Source organism: Bacillus sp. A260 (genome assembly GCF_009861435.1).
GTDB lineage: Bacteria > Bacillota > Bacilli > Bacillales > Bacillaceae_G > Bacillus_A > Bacillus_A cereus.
In genome coordinates, this window is the sequence record NZ_CP046398.1 from 1,078,306 (window position 1) to 1,096,237 (window position 17,932).

Sequence of the window (17,932 nt, forward strand, 5' to 3'; positions counted from 1 at the left end):
CGTATCACTCCTTTATGCTTTTCGTGTCTTTCCGTCCCCTGTGTAATTCAATTTTCACTTTCGCTAATGAGAGACCAGTCATTTCTGCTATTTCCTTATAGGAGAATCCATAGTAATCTCGTAGTAGTAGGACGTTTCGTCTTTCGAGCGGAAGAGCGTATAAACTGTCTAACCAACTAGCAATCTCATGTTTTACGAAATATTCATGTTCTGTACTTGGCACGTTTGGTAAATGGAATTCTTCCACTGTAGTTGTTTTATACTTTTTTTCTTTTCGATACCAATCGATAAAGGCATTGTAGGCAATTGTAAATAACCACGGCCTAATTTCTTCTCCTTTATAATAGTCAATATGGACGAGCATTCGGTAAAATGTTTCTTGCATGAGATCTTCCGCATAGTGGGAATCTCCGGTTAGGGAGAGAAGATAGCGAAATAAATCTTGCATATGCTCTGAGTAAATTTCTTCTAATGATTGTTTACGTTTCACTACATTTCCCTCCCTTCATACATAACAACGAAATACATATAAAAAAGTTACAATTTTTTATGGAATTATAGTAAAAAACGTCAAGAATTGGATTGCGTTCTCTTTTATCATAATACATATAAGGCGGGTGAACAGAGATGGAAAGCTATGAAACACAAATTCAAAGGTCAATTGATTATATTGAGGAAGATGTAATGGAAAAACAAACGCTGCGTAATTTAGCGCGGGTTGCAGGTTTTTCTGAGTCTCATTTTCATCGTGTATTTCAGGCGTTAGTAGGTGATACGGTAATGGAGTATGTTCGAAAGAGGAGGTTAGCCCGGGCAGCTTATCAACTTTCTCATACGGATGAAAAAGTTATTGATATCGCGTTTGAACATGGCTTTCAATCTCACGAAACGTTCACGAGAGCCTTTAAAAAATTATTTCAAATGACACCGAGTGAATATCGAAAACAAGAAATCGAAACACCGATGTATTACAGAGTAAATGTAAAGCAAAGAAAATTAAATCCGTATTTAGGAGGTATACAAATGGAATATTGTATTGTAAATAAACCAGAATTTTTAGTGGCGGGTTATGAACTGAAGACGACAAGTAAAGAAGGGAAAAACCATCAAGACATTCCAGCATTTTGGCAAGAATATTTACAAAAAGATCTTGGGACAACAATTCCGAATCGTAAAGATACGAGCCAATGGGTAGAGCTTGGATTATGTACTGATTTTAATTTAGAAACAGGGGACTTCACTTACATTATCGGAATGGAAGTTACAGACTTTGAAAATGTACCAAATGAAATTGCAAAGCGTACTTTCCCGGCAGCAACATATGCAGTATTTACAACGCCGAAAGTTCCTCATGAAGAAATGGTATCGTCTATCCACCAAACTTGGAATGCAGTATTCTCAGAATGGTTTCCGCATTCAGGGTATGAACATTGCGGAGTTACAGAGTTTGAACTGTACGATGAGCGTTGCCACGAAGATAAGAGTGAGTTTGCACAAGTAGAGCTTTGGATACCGGTGAAGAAAAAATAATAGGGTAAGAGCGAATCATTGGGAGATGGTTCGCTTTTTTTATAAGTGGATTGTTAAATTTGTATTGTTTTATCTGTAATACATATGAAAATGGTAAAATAAAATAGCAATTAAATATTGCGGGTGGAAGGTTATGCCCTTTCTTCATTTTGTGAAGAAAGGAGGTGTAATCGTATGGAATTTCTTTTGCAAATTTTGTTGGAAATTACAAAAACTATAGCTAGAGAAGGTATAGTTTTTGGATTTAAGAAATTAACGGCAAAAAAAGCGCAAAAAGAAGACCACCCGTCTGCCTGCGAAGCGTGGGAAGTCTTCTAAGCGCAAATAAGCTTTAGTTGCAACCTTCCACCTTGCGGTAATTAGTTGCAGTGACGGGGTGTTGGAAGCACCTCGTCTACTTCATTTTATGCAAAACTTAGTTAGTTTATACTTCTATTTATAGTATAACAGTTTAGAAATGTATTTGTTAATAGTTTTATTTTTACTTTTACTTTGTATAGTAGGGAAGCAGGTTAGTATTGTCGGTTTTTGTCGGTAAGTCGATATATCTAGAAAATCGCTGATATAATTCGAGTTGCGCTGATATATTCAAAAAATCGCTGATATAATTCGAATTGCGCCGATATAATTTCATATACCGATAAAACACCTCAAAAAAACGATCCACATAATTTCAATCACTGTAAAATCACCCCAGAAAAGAAAAAAGACGCCACATAGCGTCTTTCCTACGAACGAAACGGAAATACAAGAATAATCGTCGTTCCTTTTCCGAGTGCACTATCAATGGAAATTGTTCCGTTATGAGCATGAACGAGCTGTTTTGTAATGGCTAGGCCAAGTCCAGTTCCGATGTTGCTTTCTTCTGTGTTTGTTCCGCGGTAATATCGTTCAAATAGAAGTTCTTTCGTTTTTTCATCCATTCCTTTTCCGTCATCTGAAATGGAGAGTGTAAAGGAATTAGCGTTTTGTGATAATTTTACGATGACAGTAGTTGTTTCGTTATTATGTTTTACAGCATTTACGAGTAAGTTTTCGATAATACGCTGGAACCATTTTTCTTCAATGAAATATTGAATTTTATTTGAGCTCGGTACGAATTCAATATTTTGATTTTGGAGTGTTGGATTGTTAATAAATTGCAATAATACTTTTTGAACGAACTGATTGATTTCAACGTTTACGTGTTGGGCAGGAAGGCTGTTATTTTTTAATTGATACGTTAAGCTTAAATCATCAATTAATGTCGTCATATATTGAGATTTCTCTTTCATAACACTACCAAATTGCTGAATATCACGATCAGTCCAGTTATATTGATTCGATTCGAGTAATAATGCGTAGCCATATATAGAGCTAAGTGGTGTTTTTAAATCATGCGTTAGACCGGTAATCCATTCTTCTCGTGTTTGCTGGAGTACTTGCCTCATCGCATCATTTTTTTTGAGTGTAATAGAAAGGTGTTCTAGTGAACTTGTTACATCTCTAAACAAACGAAATGACCATTTTTCTTTACCAGATCGCCGGAACCTGACAGGTTTTCCTTTTTTACTAATAGGTTCTTCATACTTTCCACCAGCGATATTTTTAAGCCAGCGCATCGCATGTAATAACGGTTTCCCGAATTTATTACCGTACCAAATAGAAAGAATGACTAAATAAACAAATACGATAAGAAGGATTAATCCGCATCCGATGAGAAACTTCTTAGTAAATACATCTTCAATTTCGTCATCTGGATAGTAGTGCTCATTTTTTGCAGTTACAACGAGAAGGTTGCCACTATTTGCATCGTAAAAGCTAGACGTGTTTTCTTTATGATTCCACGGTTCTTTTTCATTAAGGGCAATTTGTATCGCTGAAAATGTTTTTTTCTTTCCAGTTGGATAGGAAAAAACCTCTTCGCCATTTTGATTAAATATTTGAAGTGTTGCTTTTTCTTTAGACAGTAACTGTTTTTCTTGATCTGTTAATGCGAACGAATCCATCATTAAAGAGGAATGCTCCTTTTGAATTGCTGTAAGTAACGCATTGCTTTTTAACATACCACCATAAATAACAAGTGCTTTCTTTTCTTCTAATTCAATTTCCCAATATGTAAATTTATAATTGCTTTCGATATGATGTTGTATATATGCGACTAAAGATGTCTTCGTATAAGCATTCGGAACATCATTTGGTGTATTAAAGTGGTAGAGGATCTTTCCGTTTTCATCTACAACTTGGAGCCAATCATTTTTCTCCTTTATTAAATCTTGCACTTCAGATTGTAACGAAATATGCCCATCTTCTGAAGAGATGTATCTTGAAATTGTAAAACTATCAGAATCTGGAATGTTAGGTTCGTATAAAGTACTAGTAAGAAGAAAAATTAAATAAGTAAAAGCAGCAACTACAGCGATAAGTAATGTAACTAAAACAAAAACGTGTTGCATGATAAATTGAATAATAAGTCGTTTATTAAAATTCATATCGTCACCCTACTTTGTAACGAACTTATAACCAAGCCCGCGAACGGTTTTTATATATTCTGGTTTACTTGGATCATGTTCAATTTTTTCACGTAGTTTTCGAATGTGGACCATAACAGTGTTGTCATCGCCATTATAGGCAGGTGCTCCCCAAACTTTTTCGTATATTTCCTCTTTCGAAAATACGTAGTTCGGATTCTCGCAAAAGAAGAGTAGTAGTTGAAAGAGTTGAGCGGAGCATTCGACAATGTGCCCATCTACTGTTAGTTCTGCAGAGTGCTGATCAATTTCAAATCTTCCAAATGAAATCGAGTGTGATTTTTGTTCGTGTGGTACGGTTTGTTTCATATGTCTCCGAAGCTGTGCTTTCATGCGTGCTACTACTTCTAATGGATTAAATGGTTTCGTAATATAATCATCTGCACCGTATGAAAATCCGGATATTTTATCTAAATCAGATGCTTTTGCTGATAGGAAGAAAATTGGACAATCTGTTTGTTGGCGAATGATTGGACAAATATCAAAACCAGATTGTCCAGGAAGCATTACATCTAAAATAATTAAATCGTAATTGTTTTGCTTAGTTAGAGATAAAGCCATTTCAGCTGATGTTGCAGTTGTAATATGAGAAAAGCCTTCTTTTTCAAGAATGGTAGTTAGTAATTGTAAAATTGCTGTTTCATCATCAACGAGTAAAATATTTGCTTGGTACATAAACATCCCTCCTAATTTCCTCGAATATCATATCATCATTTTGTAACTTATGGAATTTTTAAGGAAATTTTAAGGTTTTCTTTCGCAAAAAATTAAGAATCAAATGATATGATAAAAGTAACATAGGGGAGGAGATGAGTGTGAACCCGTTTCAAGTGATGCGAGCTAGATATTTTTTAATTGTATTTGCACTATTAATTTTAATAGCGAGAAGTAGTGGCGATTTGCTAACAAGTATATTTCATATACAAAATTCTTCTTTTATAAATATTCTTATATTCTATATCCTTCCGATGGTATGGATTTCTTATGAGTATAGAAAGCACCACATTTCATTTTCATTATTTGTTAATAAAAATGAAACATTTAACTTGGTACAAGTTTTATACATTACGGTTATGTTATGCATGTTTAGTTACGGGTATCTTATTTTGTATATGTATAGTTTTGCATGGATTACACCGGACTTTATTATGAACGCCCTGCATGAACCAATTGTAGATAGTACTGGGGGATATGTATCTCAAGTCATTAGGGTCGTATTCATCGCACCAATTATCGGGGAATTTGTTTTTCGCGGATTTTTACTTCAACGTTTTGCAACAAAATGGGGAACGAGCATAGCGACCATCGTTGTAGCAATATTGTTTGCGTTGTTACATGTTGATTTCCTCGGTGCAGCCATATTCAGCATCGTATTGTCAATCGTATATATTCGTACGAAAAGTTTACTCATGCCAATTGCAATACATATGTTAAACAATGCATTTGTAATAGGTGCGTCTTTTCTAATAAGTAGAGAAAAAATTATGAGTTTTGCCGATTTCTCAAATTATACGACATTCTTTCCTGGACTTATTATTTTTATAACAGGATTAAACTTAGTACTTATCTTTTTATTTGTTAATCGCAAATATTGGAGTAAAGAAGTGCCGGTTATATATGCAGAGCAGGAAAAGAGCTTTTCAGATGTAGTCGGGAGTAAATAAGATGAAGAAGACGGTTGAAAAAATATTAAAAGACATTATAGATTCTACGTCTATTACAGATATGTGTGATAAAAGCGTTTGTCATTGGCTTCAACCTGTAGTAGATACGATTGTGTTTCCAGAGTATTACTTATTTTCTAGTACTCATTTAAAAGAAAATATTATTTCTCTTCTTATTGTGTTCGGGGTTTTACTAATATTTGGTCTAATTGTAGAAGAAATGATGAAGCGCATCTTCAGAAAGAATGAAGAGAAGTATATGTGGATTCATAAAGTATTCGAGAAAGTAATGGTGGCTTTCCTTTTGTTTTATGGTATAAAAACAATCATTTACTTTATAGCTTTGAAACATCATTAATTCGAAATTTGAAAGGGATGTATAAAATTATATGAATGAAACGATATCATCAAATAAGTTTTTTTATTTGATTTTACTTAGTCTAGTGTTAATAACGACAGTGAATGTTATTTTGCGCTGGGAGGAAGCTTATTTTTTCATGTATTTAGCGCTCCATTTGCTAGGGATTTTATGTATAAGTGGTGGAGTGGTTACTGAAAAAAAGAATGAAGAAAGCGTTAACTATATGTGTGTGATCGGTCTTGTTTTACTTTTAGCTGTACAAGGTATTATGAAATATAGTTCTTTCTCTTTACAAGATTTTAGTTTATTAATAGATGTACTTCCTTAAAGAGGCTTTTTATTTTATCTAAAAAGCAAGTAGGGTACGTGTTGGTTTGTAAGTGTGATCCTTATTACGGATTGTGAACCGAAGAAAGTGTTTAAAGATAGGTAAAACTCTTCTTATGTAGAAGAGTTTTTTTATGTAAATAAAAAGATCCAGAGCAATTCACATAATAAGCTTGTTCTAATTTAGCGTGTACGAACTTACAATAATAATAGACAGGCAGCATAGAGGAGGGAATAGCGTGAGGAAGGTTATCGGTTGGTCGCTTTTTTTGTACGTTGGATTTGCGTTACTTATATATTGGTATTTATTTGGATGGAATCATGAACTTATTCCGGACATGTATAAGGGAACGAGTGCAGATCCAGAAACGTTTATGAGTACGAGAGAGCTTACGCTAAGCCAAGATTATTCGCGCGTGAAAAATTTACTATACTTTTTAGCGACGCCTCTTGAATGGATTATTTTATTATTTGTACTTGTGCTAGGTATTTCAAGAAAGTTTGAGAAATGGTCGAAGGAAACGACTAAAATAAGTGTTTTGCAAGTTGCGATTTATTTCTTTTATTTATCATTACTGACAACAGTGCTTGCCTTACCGATGCAATGGATTGGCCGGAAAGTGTCCGTTGATTACGGCATTTCAACACAAAGTACACAAAGCTGGATAAAAGATCATGTTATCGGTTTTTGGGAAAGTTATGCGACTATGTTAATCGTAGTTACCGTTCTATTATGGCTTATCCGTAAATTTCCGAAGAGATGGTGGCTCGCAGGATGGGCGCTCTCTGTTCCATTTACAATCTTTTTAACATTCATACAGCCTGTCGTTATTGATCCACTGTATAACGACTTCTCGACGCTGAAAAATAAAGAATTAGAAACGAAAATTTTAGCGATAGCAGACAAAGCGGACATTCCTGCTAAACACGTATATGAAGTAAATATGTCAGAAAAAACGAATGCATTAAATGCTTACGTAACAGGAATTGGCCCTAACGCCCGTATTGTAATGTGGGATACAACACTTAAGCAGTTAAAAGATAAAGAGATTTTATTTATCATGGCCCATGAAATGGGGCATTATGTTATGAAACATATATATTTTGGCGTTGCAAGTTATGTATTGCTATCGTTTATAGGTATGTTTTTAATTAGTCGTATTATAAATATGTGTATTCGCAAATGGGGAGATACATTGCAAATTTCAAAAGTAGCATGTTTCTCCATTTTACCTTTATTTTTCTTAATTTCTTCTGTCCTCTCTTTTGCAGCACAACCAGCAACAAACTATGTTTCACGTATAGAAGAAAGAGCGGCAGATCAATATGCTTTAAATATGACGAAGGACGGAAAATCTGGTGTGAAAACTTTTCAATATTTATCAAAAACAAGTTTAAGCCAAGTAAATCCGCCTGCGTTAGTGAAATTTTTCTTATACACGCACCCACCAATTTTTGAAAGAATTCATACGTTTGAACAATATGAGAAACAAAGCAAAAAGGAGTAGCTATTATGCTACTTTTTTTTATAGAAATATAAGTTTTATATTGGGAATATTTATCATTGCTTTTTATTGCGATTTTGTAAATAATAAGCTATGAAATTCTAAAAATCTATATATAAAGGAATAAAGGTGGAAAAATGTATTTTTTACAAAATTTAAAAGTGAAATATAAATTATTATCGCTTATTTCATTAGCAGTTTTAGGTATGGTAATTATGAGTAGTGTAGCAATTAATTCTATTAATAAGATTAAGCACGATACAGAGGTTGTAGTAGATGATTATCAATATTCTGCAATTTTATTAGAAGGAATGCTTCGTACACAAAATTCACTAGAATATAACTTATTAGAGTTAATTACGGCATCACAAAATGAAGTGGCAAATAAAGAGGGAATAATTAATAATATTGAAAAGGATCTTAAAAAATATGATTCTTTATTAAAAGAATATGATGATGGTTTTAATTTAAGTAAGCAAGAGGATGAACTGTTTCAGAAGATGAAGAAATCTTTACCAAGTTATAAAGATACATATAAGAAATTATTTGAAAAGGCGAAGGCAACAAACGAGCCGCAAATGGTAAATGAATTTCAGAAGGAATTAAAACCGAAGGGAATAGAGTTAGCTGGTTATGCAGTGGATCTAGAATCGTATGTTTCAAATTTAGCTGACCAAGTATTTAAAGATTCGCAAAAAATGATTGATCGTTCCGTTATTACCTTTATCATTCTTGTAGTAGTTACTACAATTGTTATATGTATAGTAAGTTATATTATTAGCAAGCTTATAGTTGCTCCTTTACAAACGGTTAGTCGTATGATGGAAAGAGCGAAAGAAGGAGATTTAACCGTACATGGTGATTATACTGCTAAAGATGAATTAGGTGTATTAGTAAGTAATTTTAACGAGATGATTGCAGGGCTAAGAACAAATATGCAAGAAGTAGAGAATAATATTCAGCTTTTATTTCAACATGCAGACGGAGTAGTATCTGCATCAGAAGTATCTAGTAGTGCAGCGAAGAAAATCACTATGGATATTGAAGAAGTTGCAAATGGTGCAGAAAGTCAAATGCAAGCAATGGAACAAACTGCGGGTGCGATGGAAGAGTTGACACAAGGAATGCAGAGTATAGTCAATACATCATCCTCTGTAAATGAATTATCTGCTCAATCAGCATTAGATGCAGAGAATGGTAACAAATTAATGAAACAAATGATTCAACAGATGGATACAATTCAAAATTCGGTACATAGCGGTGTGAAACAAGTAGAGACTATGAAAGAACAATCAGAAGAAATTGTTAAAATCATTGATGTTATGCAAGGTATTACCTCCCAGATTAACTTATTAGCATTAAACGCCGCAATTGAGGCTGCACGTGCTGGTGAAAGTGGTAGAGGATTTGCAATTGTGGCAGATGAAGTGCGGAAATTAGCAGAACAATCTAGTGATTCTGCAAAACAAATTGAGAATCTTATTACTCAAGTTATGGGAACAACGAACCATACGGTACATATGATGGGGAAAGTAGATAATGAGGTACAGGCAGGTACACAAGTAGTAATGCATACAGAAAAAGTATTTGGAACAATTACAGAAAAAGTACAGCAAGTATCTGAGCAAATTCAAACGGTATCTATGTCTACAGATGAAATTGCAGCGAGTAGTGAGGAAATCTCGGCTTCTGCAGAAGACATGGCTCAAATTTCTCAAAGATCATCTGACCGAACTGATAGGGTAAAAGAGTCTATTCAACAGCAAGAAAAATCTGTTCAAGAGATTTCGATTTCAATTGAACATATGCATAACGCAGCAGGAAAACTAAAACAAATAGTTGCCCAATTTACTCTTCAAAAGTAGTAGCATATTTGAGTGTTAATAAAGATAAAAAAATCATCCTCTTTTAAGAAAAAAGGATGATTTTTTTATCTCGTTATTTGCTGGGCAGTAAGACCCCCACCTCAAAATTCAGCGAAAACGAGTTATCAGTGAAGGGGAATGCTACCTCTGAAATATAAGCCATGAATATAGTAGCCTCCACTAGGTATCTCCTTTAGGTGCCAATAAAGGGAAGTTATAAAGTGAAAAGGAGTTTATAAAGAGATTGTAGAATGTTTTAGTATATAACACCTTAGATGTGACAACTTCCTTTTTGAAAAAGAAAGAAGGGAGTATAAAGCAGAAAGGTAGTGGAAATATTTCTTCTAGAAGATTTACATTTTATCTTACATTCACCAAAAAATAATACTCCTGAAACAATGAAGTTCATTTTATTTGAATGAAATAGGGAGAGAGGACAATGAAGAAAAAAATATTGGGTGTAATGATGATTGCGACAATGGCAGGAGGTATATTTGCAGGGACGAATGTGACGCCTGTAAAAGCGGAAGAGTATCCACAAATGATTGTGTTTGAAGATGTTCCATACGGATTTTGGGCATATGATGCTATTATGGATTTAGCATATCATAAAATTATATTAGGGTATGGAAACGGGAAGTATGGTGTTGGCGATCTTATAACACGTGAACAAGTAGCTGGGACTATTTACAGAACACTTGAGATAAAAGAAGAAGGGTCAGTAGCGAATCCATATAAAGATGTTTCTGATAGTACAACAACTTTTAAAAAGGAAATTTTGGCGTTAACAAAACGTGGTGTTTTTTCAGGGGATGGCCAAGGGAATTTTAGGCCGAAAGCACCAATCTCTAGAGCGGAAATGGCTGTCATTTTAAAACGAGCATTTCATTTTGAAACGAAACAAAAACATACATTTAAAGATATTCCAAAAGGCCACTGGGCAGAAGATGCAATTAGTGCGTTACAATCTAATAATGTTGTGAGAGGAACTGGGAATGACATGTATGAATTAAATCGCCCTGTACCTAGAGAACAATATGCTCAGTTTATTAATAATGCGATTATTAATTATCATTTGAAAGAGGATTGGAAGTAGAGTGAAATATGAAAGCACAAATAGAAATATTTGTGCTTTTTTGTTTGTTTAAAAAGAATTATTATTCGAATTTATGTATTTTTATGGTTATACACAAGCTTTATAATCAACCCGATGAAAAAGACATGATGTGTAATATGATTCACAAAACCGTCACGAAATGTATCGAAAAATATATTGTCACTATACCATTTATTCTGTATATTTTTAAAAAAACATATACATATTGGGGAGATAATTTGATGAGCAAAAAATTATTAAAAACAGCTACAGCATTAACAATTATGGGTGGGGTGTTATTCTCAGCAGAGAGTAACAGTGTAAAAGCGGAAAGTGCACCGTTGCAAAAAACAAATACAATTGTATTTAAAGATGTACCAAAAGGACATTGGGCATATGAGGCAATTCATGAATTAGCGGAACAAGAAATTATTTTGGGATATGGCGATGGAATATTCGGTTTTGGGGATAATGTAACACGTGAGCAAGTTGCAGCTTTAATTTACCGTGTGTTTGATATGGAAGAACAAGATGAATATGAAAACCCATATGGAGATATTGATGAAAATTCAACAAGCTTTATCGAGGAGATATTGGCTTTAACGGAAATGGGAATTTTCCAGGGAGACGAGAATGGAAACTTTAGACCGAAGGCGACGTTAACGCGTGCGGAAATGGCACAAGTTCTTACGAATGCTTTTGACTTACAGGCAAAGGGATCTCATAACTTTAATGATGTTTCAGCAAATTCATGGGCAACGAATGCAATTAGTGCAGTACAAACAAATGGTATTACAATGGGAATCGGAGAAGGTAAATTCGGTCCGTCTATGAAGGTAACGAGAGAACAATACGCACAGTTTTTACATAGAGCAATATTGCATGATATGGAACAAGGGCAGTAATAAAGTTTAACTAGTCAAAGTGAAATTTAAAAATAATACAAAAAGGTCGTTGTTGTATAACAGCGGCCTTTTTTGTATGAAATAAAGCGCGAAAGAATGGCGTTTTGAAAAAAATGAAATGAATTTTCAAAAAAAACTTCCTTTTCTGAAGATTTGTTATATAATATAAAACATAAAATCAAATCTGTTATAAAACAGTTTAAGAAGGGGATGCTAATATGTCGACGCAAACTTCACGGGTTACACTGCCCGGAGAAATGTTACCAGCGTACAACGAAATATTGACACCTGAGGTGCTTAGTTTTTTGAAGGAACTACATGAGAATTTTAATGAGCGCCGCATAGAACTTTTACAAAAACGTGTAGAAAAACAAAAGAGAATTGATGCAGGGGAGTTTCCGAAGTTTCTAGAAGAAACAAAACATATACGTGAAGCGGATTGGACAATTGCCAAGCTGCCAAAAGACTTAGAGGATCGCCGCGTAGAGATTACTGGACCGGTAGATAGAAAGATGGTCATTAACGCTTTAAATTCAGGAGCGCATCTTTTTATGGCGGATTTTGAAGATTCGAATTCACCAACTTGGGAAAACGCAGTTGAAGGGCAAATCAATTTACGAGATGCAGTAAAGGGAACGATTTCACATAAAAATGATAAAGGGAAAGAATATAGATTAAATGAGAAAACAGCTGTACTCATTGTACGTCCAAGAGGATGGCATTTAGAGGAAAAGCATATGCAAGTTGATGGGAAAAATATGTCGGGTAGTTTAGTAGATTTCGGCTTGTATTTTTTCCATAATGCGAAAGCTCTTTTAGCAAAAGGGAGCGGCCCATACTTTTACTTACCGAAAATGGAAAGTTATTTAGAAGCGAGATTATGGAATGATGTATTCGTATTTGCTCAAAAATATATCGGCATTCCAAATGGAACGATTAAAGCAACTGTGTTACTAGAAACGATTCACGCTTCGTTTGAAATGGATGAAATTTTATATGAGCTAAAAGATCATTCTGCTGGCTTAAATTGCGGAAGATGGGATTATATTTTTAGCTTTTTAAAGAGTTTCCGTAATCATAATAAATTCTTACTACCAGATAGAGCACAAGTCACGATGACGGCGCCATTTATGCGTTCGTATTCTTTGAAAGTAATTCAAACATGTCACCGCCGTAATGCACCAGCAATTGGAGGAATGGCGGCACAAATTCCGATTAAAAATAATCCAGAAGCAAATGAAGCAGCTTTTGAAAAAGTGCGTGCTGATAAGGAACGCGAAGCTTTAGACGGTCATGACGGGACTTGGGTCGCCCACCCTGGACTTGTACCGGTTGCAATGGAAGTGTTTAATCACATTATGAAAACACCAAATCAAATTTTTAGAAAACGTGAAGAAATATGTGTAACAGAAAACGATTTACTAGAGGTACCGGTGGGAACGATTACAGAAGAGGGCCTTCGCATGAATATTAGCGTAGGTATTCAATATATTGCATCTTGGTTAAGCGGACGGGGAGCAGCACCCATTTATAACTTAATGGAAGATGCGGCAACAGCTGAAATTTCAAGAGCACAAGTATGGCAATGGATTCGTCATGAAGGTGGAAAACTAAATGATGGTCGTAATATTACGCTTGAATTAATGGAAGAGCTAAAAGAAGAAGAATTAGCAAAAATAGAAAGAGAGATTGGTAAGGAAGCCTTTAAGAAAGGGAGATTCCAAGAGGCGACAACGTTGTTTACAAATCTCGTTCGAAATGATGAATTCGTACCATTTTTAACATTACCGGGTTATGAAATTTTATAAAAAACGAAAAGGGGATGGAACAAATGAAAAACGAAAGAATCGAGAAGTTGCAAGAAAGCTGGGAATTAGATGAGCGTTGGAAAGGGATCACACGTCCATATTCGGCAGAAGATGTAATTCGCCTGCGCGGGTCAATTGACATTGAACATACGTTAGCGCGTCGCGGTGCTGAGAAGCTTTGGACATCGCTTCATACAGAAGACTATATTAACGCACTTGGCGCATTAACAGGAAACCAAGCGATGCAACAAGTAAAAGCTGGGTTAAAAGCGATTTACTTAAGTGGTTGGCAAGTAGCAGCTGATGCAAACCTTTCTGGACATATGTATCCAGACCAAAGTTTATATCCAGCGAACAGCGTACCTGCTGTAGTAAAACGAATTAATCAAACGCTTCAACGTGCGGACCAAATTCAGCATATGGAAGGAAGCGATGATACAGACTATTTCGTACCGATTGTAGCAGATGCAGAAGCTGGATTTGGTGGGCAATTAAATGTATTCGAACTGATGAAAGGTATGATTGAAGCAGGTGCATCAGGTGTGCATTTTGAAGATCAATTATCTTCAGAGAAAAAATGTGGCCATTTAGGTGGAAAAGTACTACTACCAACGCAAACAGCAGTACGCAATTTAATTTCTGCACGCCTTGCAGCAGATGTAATGGGAGTGCCGACAATTATCGTTGCAAGAACAGATGCGGATGCAGCTGATTTAATTACGAGCGATATCGATCCTGTTGATAAAGCATTTATTACAGGAGAAAGAACACCAGAAGGATTTTACCGTACGAATGCAGGTCTTGATCAAGCAATTGCGCGCGGTTTAGCGTATGCACCGTACGCAGACCTCGTTTGGTGTGAAACGTCAGAACCAAATTTAGAAGATGCAAAACGATTTGCGGACGCAATTCATAAGGAGCATCCAGGGAAGCTACTTGCATATAACTGCTCACCTTCATTCAACTGGAAACAAAAACTAGATGAAAAAACAATTGCAAGCTTCCAAAAGGAAATCGCATCTTACGGTTACAAGTTCCAATTCGTAACACTTGCTGGATTCCATTCATTAAATTACGGTATGTTTGAACTAGCACGTGGCTATAAAGAGCGCGGCATGGCAGCATACTCTGAACTACAACAAGCAGAATTCGCAGCTGAAAAACATGGCTACTCTGCAACACGTCATCAACGCGAAGTAGGAACAGGTTACTTTGATGAAGTAGCACAAGTGATTACAGGCGGAACTTCATCAACGACAGCGTTAAAAGGATCTACGGAAGAAGCACAGTTTACGAAATAAAAGGAAGGGGCACCTTTTTTGAAAGGTGCCCCTTGTTATTTTCTAAACGATTCGAAAAGAGAGATGGAGTTGTCGGCAAAAAACGATACTCCCTTTTCTTTATTACTAAATCAACTCCACTCAGCCCTATGATCACGAATAAACTTTATATCTTTCTCATAATGCTCTAGATGTCCTTCATCGATCATTCTTTGGAAATTCAAGTCGCCTTCTTGCGCTTTTCGTTTCATATATGTACATAATCCTTCTAATCGAAGTAACACCATTCCTAAGTAATCTTCATTCATATTTTTATCATAGGACTGAACGAACAAATTCATTCTCTCTTTAATACGATCTGCATGTTGCGATGAGTCATAATGAACGGCTTCACCGGATTCTGTATAATATACTCTACTTAAAGGCACACAAGTATAAAGTGTATAAGCGATATCCCATAGTCTTGGACCAGGAGCAGCAACATCGAAATCAATAATCCCTACTGGCTTCTCATTATTAAAAATAATGTTATATATGGCAAAATCATTGTGACATAAAACCTCAATGTTATTTGGAGTATGATCCATCGGTTTCCAATCATCTAATAACGGAAAATCACTTACAGCATCATGGTAAAGGCGGAGCATCTTTGCTATTTCTTTTAATACATCATTAGATCGCATATATTCTTTTAAAGGATAATTGCCAGCTTCTCCTTCAATAAAGGATAAAATCTCTCTATCCTTTTCATCTACACCTAAAAACTTTGGAGCATAATGAAATCCTTTGTTTTCTAAATGTTGCAATAGCTTATGAATCTTTTCACTGCCTGGCTTTAACTCTCGCCGAACAGTATTTTCAGAACGATATACGCTTGAGACGTTTCCCCCTGTTAGCCTTTCTTCTTTAGCGTAGTTTGACATGTGAAAATTCCCCCTGTAATTAAAAAATCCAATTCCAAATAGTGAATAGACCAACAACGGCAGAAAAGAGAAGGGAAGCAAGCAATGCTAGACAGCCAAAAGGAACTAGCTTATCTTGCCATGTTTCTTTATACTCATAAATTAACTCCTCTGCTACTTTCTTCTGCACTGAAGATAAAGGTTGATCTTTATACAAACCTTTTATATGGTTAGAATCGCCTTTAAACTTTAAAGCACGTGCAATATGATGAGGACTATTTCCCATTGATTTTTCAAATAATAAACATGATTCATGCATAATATCTGTTTTATGCTCTTCTAGATACCAGTAACGTCCAGCCATTTCTGGATATTGTAATGTATAATAAATATCTCCGAGTTGTTTTCGAAGATGTAATTCATTTGGGTATGTAAAGATGAGGCCGTGCAATCTATCTCTTGCTTTTCCAAGATTATTATTTTCAATATCCTCTTCAATTCTTTTTAATGTTTTTCTAGGAATTTTATTGGTCATAAACTCCTCCTTATTTAGAATAGAGATAAGTATATTTTATAAGAAATACTAAAAATTAGAAATTCTATTTTCGAAAAAGATTGTACATTTTATTTTAATGTGCTATGATGATGTCAGTTGAATAGTTAAATTAAGCAATCCATATGTTATCAAGTGCTGAAAACGAACGAGAAAAAGTATGTGAGAACTAGTTTATGTTTCGTATTTGATAATGTGTGGATTCTTTTTTTAGACAGGAAGACTAAAAAATTTAAAATTTGTATTTTCTTAGGAGGAAATAATTATGGCAGTAACAGGACAAGTAAAATGGTTTAACAACGAAAAAGGTTTCGGTTTCATCGAAGTTCCAGGCGAAAACGACGTATTCGTACACTTCTCAGCAATCGAAACTGACGGTTTCAAATCTTTAGAAGAAGGTCAAAAAGTTAGCTTCGAAATCGAAGACGGTAACCGTGGACCTCAAGCTAAAAACGTAATCAAACTATAATTTTATAGTTGATGATGGAAAAAAGGATGGCTAATGCCATCCTTTTTTTGTTGTGGGGAAAGTTTTTTCAGAGCCTGTTTTTATATCTAAATCTCTTTTTCTATGTTACAACGGGTGAAAAATTATCTGGAATGCGTATTAGTTTCTGTAGAAGAATTAGTTCAGCAAGAGCATTTGCTGCGTATGATAGTAAATAACTATAAATTTGTATTCTCTATTGAAATAGGGGAATCTTTTCCAGATAGACCTTGAGTAACATCTTTTTTGTTAGCATTGTTGTTGGAATTTTGTACGTTTTGAGATGATGTTTCTAACAGTTGTTCTTGTTCCTTACTAGGGGTATTCAGAGCATCTGAGGGAATGCTATTAACCTGCTGATTTAATGGATTTTCTTTATCCATAGTATACAACTCCTTTTTAGAATTCGATAAAAAGCAATGTAATTATAAATAGCTACTTATATATATTGTGTTTTTGAATGACATTATATACAAAACTTATATTACAAAGTTAACTAATTAACGAATTGTTAGTGATGGATAAAGATGTACAAATTTGAAGTGTTTAATAAAAATTAAAAGCGGGTAACAAGTAATACTCTTTCTCATGTTTTATATAAGGATCATATTACAAATCAAAAAAGATGTAGAGAACCTTGGAAGAAAATATAGTCGTTTTTTAGGGGGAAGAAGAATAAATAAAATGATACTACGAATGTAAAAAGGCATTCCATAAAGGAAGGCCTTTTATTGTTCTTGTCCTGATTTTTTCTTCTCACGTTTTTTACATTCTGGACATTTTGATTTACGAAACGGTTTGGCAAAGAATAGCAGAATGAAAAATAAACCGAATATAATACTAGCTGAGTTTTTCACGATAATGACGCTACTATTTTTCATTTGAATCGATGGTTGGATCTCTTTTTCTTCCATAGTGGCCCTCCATATATTGGATTTACATTTTAATTATAGCAAAGTTAATTGTTTTCATGATGTGAAAATAGGAAGGGATAATAAATATTTATAGGTAGTATAAATGCTGTTTTTATAACTTTAAAATTAAATCATTACTATATCGTGATTTTTTTATTTAACAAATGTTTGATAAATGATAAAAAATTGTAAAAAAGCGGAACTTGTAAGCTATTTCCTTTTCAT

Annotated in this window: 19 protein-coding genes and 1 pseudogene; 13 read left to right on the forward strand and 7 right to left on the reverse strand. The window is 34.6% G+C overall.

Going from position 1 to position 17,932, the window contains the following annotated elements; genetic code table 11:
- Positions 1–4: 4 nt before the first annotated feature.
- On the reverse strand, positions 5–490 hold the full coding sequence (locus GD442_RS05515; protein ID WP_000824008.1) for an RNA polymerase sigma factor: 486 nt from the start codon (positions 488–490) through the stop codon (positions 5–7).
- A gap of 137 nt (positions 491–627) precedes the next feature.
- On the opposite strand from GD442_RS05515, the gene GD442_RS05520 reads away from it, so the two are divergent.
- Positions 628–1,530, forward strand: a complete 903-nt coding sequence (locus GD442_RS05520) for an AraC family transcriptional regulator (protein ID WP_000446852.1) — start codon at positions 628–630, stop codon at positions 1,528–1,530.
- 174 nt (positions 1,531–1,704) lie between these two features.
- Complete coding sequence (locus tag GD442_RS27650) at positions 1,705–1,848, forward strand: hypothetical protein (RefSeq protein ID WP_006916098.1); 144 nt, start codon at positions 1,705–1,707, stop codon at positions 1,846–1,848.
- 410 nt (positions 1,849–2,258) lie between these two features.
- Here the strand turns inward: GD442_RS27650 and GD442_RS05525 are convergent, their stop codons facing one another.
- Both GD442_RS05525 and GD442_RS05530 read right to left on the reverse strand, forming a co-directional pair.
- Positions 2,259–4,001 carry a sensor histidine kinase gene (locus GD442_RS05525; protein ID WP_001010443.1) on the reverse strand — a complete coding sequence of 581 codons (1,743 nt, stop codon included), beginning with the start codon at positions 3,999–4,001 and terminating at the stop codon, positions 2,259–2,261.
- A 9-nt stretch (positions 4,002–4,010) separates the two neighbouring features.
- On the reverse strand, positions 4,011–4,715 hold the full coding sequence (locus GD442_RS05530) for a response regulator transcription factor (protein WP_000283871.1): 705 nt from the start codon (positions 4,713–4,715) through the stop codon (positions 4,011–4,013).
- 140 nt (positions 4,716–4,855) lie between these two features.
- On the opposite strand from GD442_RS05530, the gene GD442_RS05535 reads away from it, so the two are divergent.
- The 10 genes and pseudogenes from GD442_RS05535 to aceA all read left to right on the forward strand — a co-directional run bounded on the left by GD442_RS05535 (position 4,856) and on the right by aceA (position 14,872).
- Positions 4,856–5,704 (forward strand): CPBP family intramembrane glutamic endopeptidase, encoded by an 849-nt coding sequence (locus GD442_RS05535; RefSeq protein WP_001067985.1) that lies wholly within the window; start codon positions 4,856–4,858, stop codon positions 5,702–5,704.
- 1 nt (position 5,705) lies between these two features.
- Positions 5,706–6,062: a hypothetical protein gene (locus tag GD442_RS05540; RefSeq protein ID WP_000754334.1), complete on the forward strand. Its 357-nt coding sequence runs from the start codon at positions 5,706–5,708 to the stop codon at positions 6,060–6,062.
- A gap of 31 nt (positions 6,063–6,093) precedes the next feature.
- Positions 6,094–6,393: a DUF2101 family protein gene (locus tag GD442_RS05545; protein WP_001006050.1), complete on the forward strand. Its 300-nt coding sequence runs from the start codon at positions 6,094–6,096 to the stop codon at positions 6,391–6,393.
- 238 nt (positions 6,394–6,631) lie between these two features.
- Complete coding sequence (locus tag GD442_RS05550) at positions 6,632–7,900, forward strand: M48 family metallopeptidase (RefSeq protein WP_001233329.1); 1,269 nt, start codon at positions 6,632–6,634, stop codon at positions 7,898–7,900.
- Positions 7,901–8,034: 134 nt separating this feature from the next.
- Positions 8,035–8,814 (forward strand): annotated as a pseudogene (locus GD442_RS28485) (MCP four helix bundle domain-containing protein); the annotation flags it as partial.
- Between the two features lie 156 nt (positions 8,815–8,970).
- The gene (locus GD442_RS28490) at positions 8,971–9,762 is read left to right on the forward strand and encodes a methyl-accepting chemotaxis protein (RefSeq protein WP_406566137.1); all 792 of its coding nucleotides are present in this window, start codon (positions 8,971–8,973) and stop codon (positions 9,760–9,762) included.
- A gap of 439 nt (positions 9,763–10,201) precedes the next feature.
- Positions 10,202–10,858, forward strand: coding sequence for an S-layer homology domain-containing protein (locus GD442_RS05560; RefSeq protein ID WP_000727103.1), 657 nt, complete (start codon positions 10,202–10,204; stop codon positions 10,856–10,858).
- Positions 10,859–10,995: 137 nt separating this feature from the next.
- On the forward strand, positions 10,996–11,763 hold the full coding sequence (locus GD442_RS05565) for an S-layer homology domain-containing protein (protein WP_002040782.1): 768 nt from the start codon (positions 10,996–10,998) through the stop codon (positions 11,761–11,763).
- 218 nt (positions 11,764–11,981) lie between these two features.
- Complete coding sequence (aceB, locus tag GD442_RS05570) at positions 11,982–13,571, forward strand: malate synthase A (protein ID WP_000107314.1); 1,590 nt, start codon at positions 11,982–11,984, stop codon at positions 13,569–13,571.
- 23 nt (positions 13,572–13,594) lie between these two features.
- A complete protein-coding gene (gene aceA, locus GD442_RS05575) occupies positions 13,595–14,872 on the forward strand; it encodes an isocitrate lyase (RefSeq protein ID WP_000787346.1) in 1,278 nt (425 codons plus the stop codon).
- Between the two features lie 110 nt (positions 14,873–14,982).
- Here the strand turns inward: aceA and GD442_RS05580 are convergent, their stop codons facing one another.
- Together GD442_RS05580 and GD442_RS05585 are read right to left on the reverse strand one after the other, a co-directional pair.
- On the reverse strand, positions 14,983–15,774 hold the full coding sequence (locus tag GD442_RS05580) for a phosphotransferase (RefSeq protein ID WP_000073793.1): 792 nt from the start codon (positions 15,772–15,774) through the stop codon (positions 14,983–14,985).
- Between the two features lie 19 nt (positions 15,775–15,793).
- A complete protein-coding gene (locus GD442_RS05585) occupies positions 15,794–16,288 on the reverse strand; it encodes a DUF6584 family protein (RefSeq protein ID WP_000182396.1) in 495 nt (164 codons plus the stop codon).
- Between the two features lie 283 nt (positions 16,289–16,571).
- Between GD442_RS05585 and cspA the strand changes: the two genes are divergently transcribed.
- Positions 16,572–16,775 (forward strand): RNA chaperone/antiterminator CspA, encoded by a 204-nt coding sequence (gene cspA, locus GD442_RS05590; RefSeq protein WP_000301518.1) that lies wholly within the window; start codon positions 16,572–16,574, stop codon positions 16,773–16,775.
- A 197-nt stretch (positions 16,776–16,972) separates the two neighbouring features.
- Here the strand turns inward: cspA and GD442_RS05595 are convergent, their stop codons facing one another.
- Both GD442_RS05595 and GD442_RS05600 read right to left on the reverse strand, forming a co-directional pair.
- On the reverse strand, positions 16,973–17,176 hold the full coding sequence (locus tag GD442_RS05595; protein WP_000356924.1) for a hypothetical protein: 204 nt from the start codon (positions 17,174–17,176) through the stop codon (positions 16,973–16,975).
- Between the two features lie 345 nt (positions 17,177–17,521).
- The gene (locus tag GD442_RS05600; protein ID WP_000391373.1) at positions 17,522–17,707 is read right to left on the reverse strand and encodes a hypothetical protein; all 186 of its coding nucleotides are present in this window, start codon (positions 17,705–17,707) and stop codon (positions 17,522–17,524) included.
- Positions 17,708–17,932: the final 225 nt, after the last annotated feature.

Coding starts and splice junctions, on each gene's coding strand:
- GD442_RS05560 (WP_000727103.1), top strand. CDS start 10,202: ATGAAGAAAAAAATATTGGGTGTAATGATGATTGCGACAATGGCAGGA.
- aceA (WP_000787346.1), top strand. CDS start 13,595: ATGAAAAACGAAAGAATCGAGAAGTTGCAAGAAAGCTGGGAATTAGAT.
- GD442_RS05540 (WP_000754334.1), top strand. CDS start 5,706: ATGAAGAAGACGGTTGAAAAAATATTAAAAGACATTATAGATTCTACG.
- GD442_RS05600 (WP_000391373.1), bottom strand. CDS start 17,707: ATGGAAGAAAAAGAGATCCAACCATCGATTCAAATGAAAAATAGTAGC.
- GD442_RS05520 (WP_000446852.1), top strand. CDS start 628: ATGGAAAGCTATGAAACACAAATTCAAAGGTCAATTGATTATATTGAG.
- GD442_RS05580 (WP_000073793.1), bottom strand. CDS start 15,774: ATGTCAAACTACGCTAAAGAAGAAAGGCTAACAGGGGGAAACGTCTCA.
- GD442_RS05585 (WP_000182396.1), bottom strand. CDS start 16,288: ATGACCAATAAAATTCCTAGAAAAACATTAAAAAGAATTGAAGAGGAT.
- GD442_RS27650 (WP_006916098.1), top strand. CDS start 1,705: ATGGAATTTCTTTTGCAAATTTTGTTGGAAATTACAAAAACTATAGCT.
- aceB (WP_000107314.1), top strand. CDS start 11,982: ATGTCGACGCAAACTTCACGGGTTACACTGCCCGGAGAAATGTTACCA.
- GD442_RS05595 (WP_000356924.1), bottom strand. CDS start 17,176: ATGGATAAAGAAAATCCATTAAATCAGCAGGTTAATAGCATTCCCTCA.
- GD442_RS05545 (WP_001006050.1), top strand. CDS start 6,094: ATGAATGAAACGATATCATCAAATAAGTTTTTTTATTTGATTTTACTT.
- GD442_RS05530 (WP_000283871.1), bottom strand. CDS start 4,715: ATGTACCAAGCAAATATTTTACTCGTTGATGATGAAACAGCAATTTTA.
- cspA (WP_000301518.1), top strand. CDS start 16,572: ATGGCAGTAACAGGACAAGTAAAATGGTTTAACAACGAAAAAGGTTTC.
- GD442_RS05525 (WP_001010443.1), bottom strand. CDS start 4,001: ATGAATTTTAATAAACGACTTATTATTCAATTTATCATGCAACACGTT.
- GD442_RS28490 (WP_406566137.1), top strand. CDS start 8,971: ATGCAAGCAATGGAACAAACTGCGGGTGCGATGGAAGAGTTGACACAA.
- GD442_RS05565 (WP_002040782.1), top strand. CDS start 10,996: ATGATTCACAAAACCGTCACGAAATGTATCGAAAAATATATTGTCACT.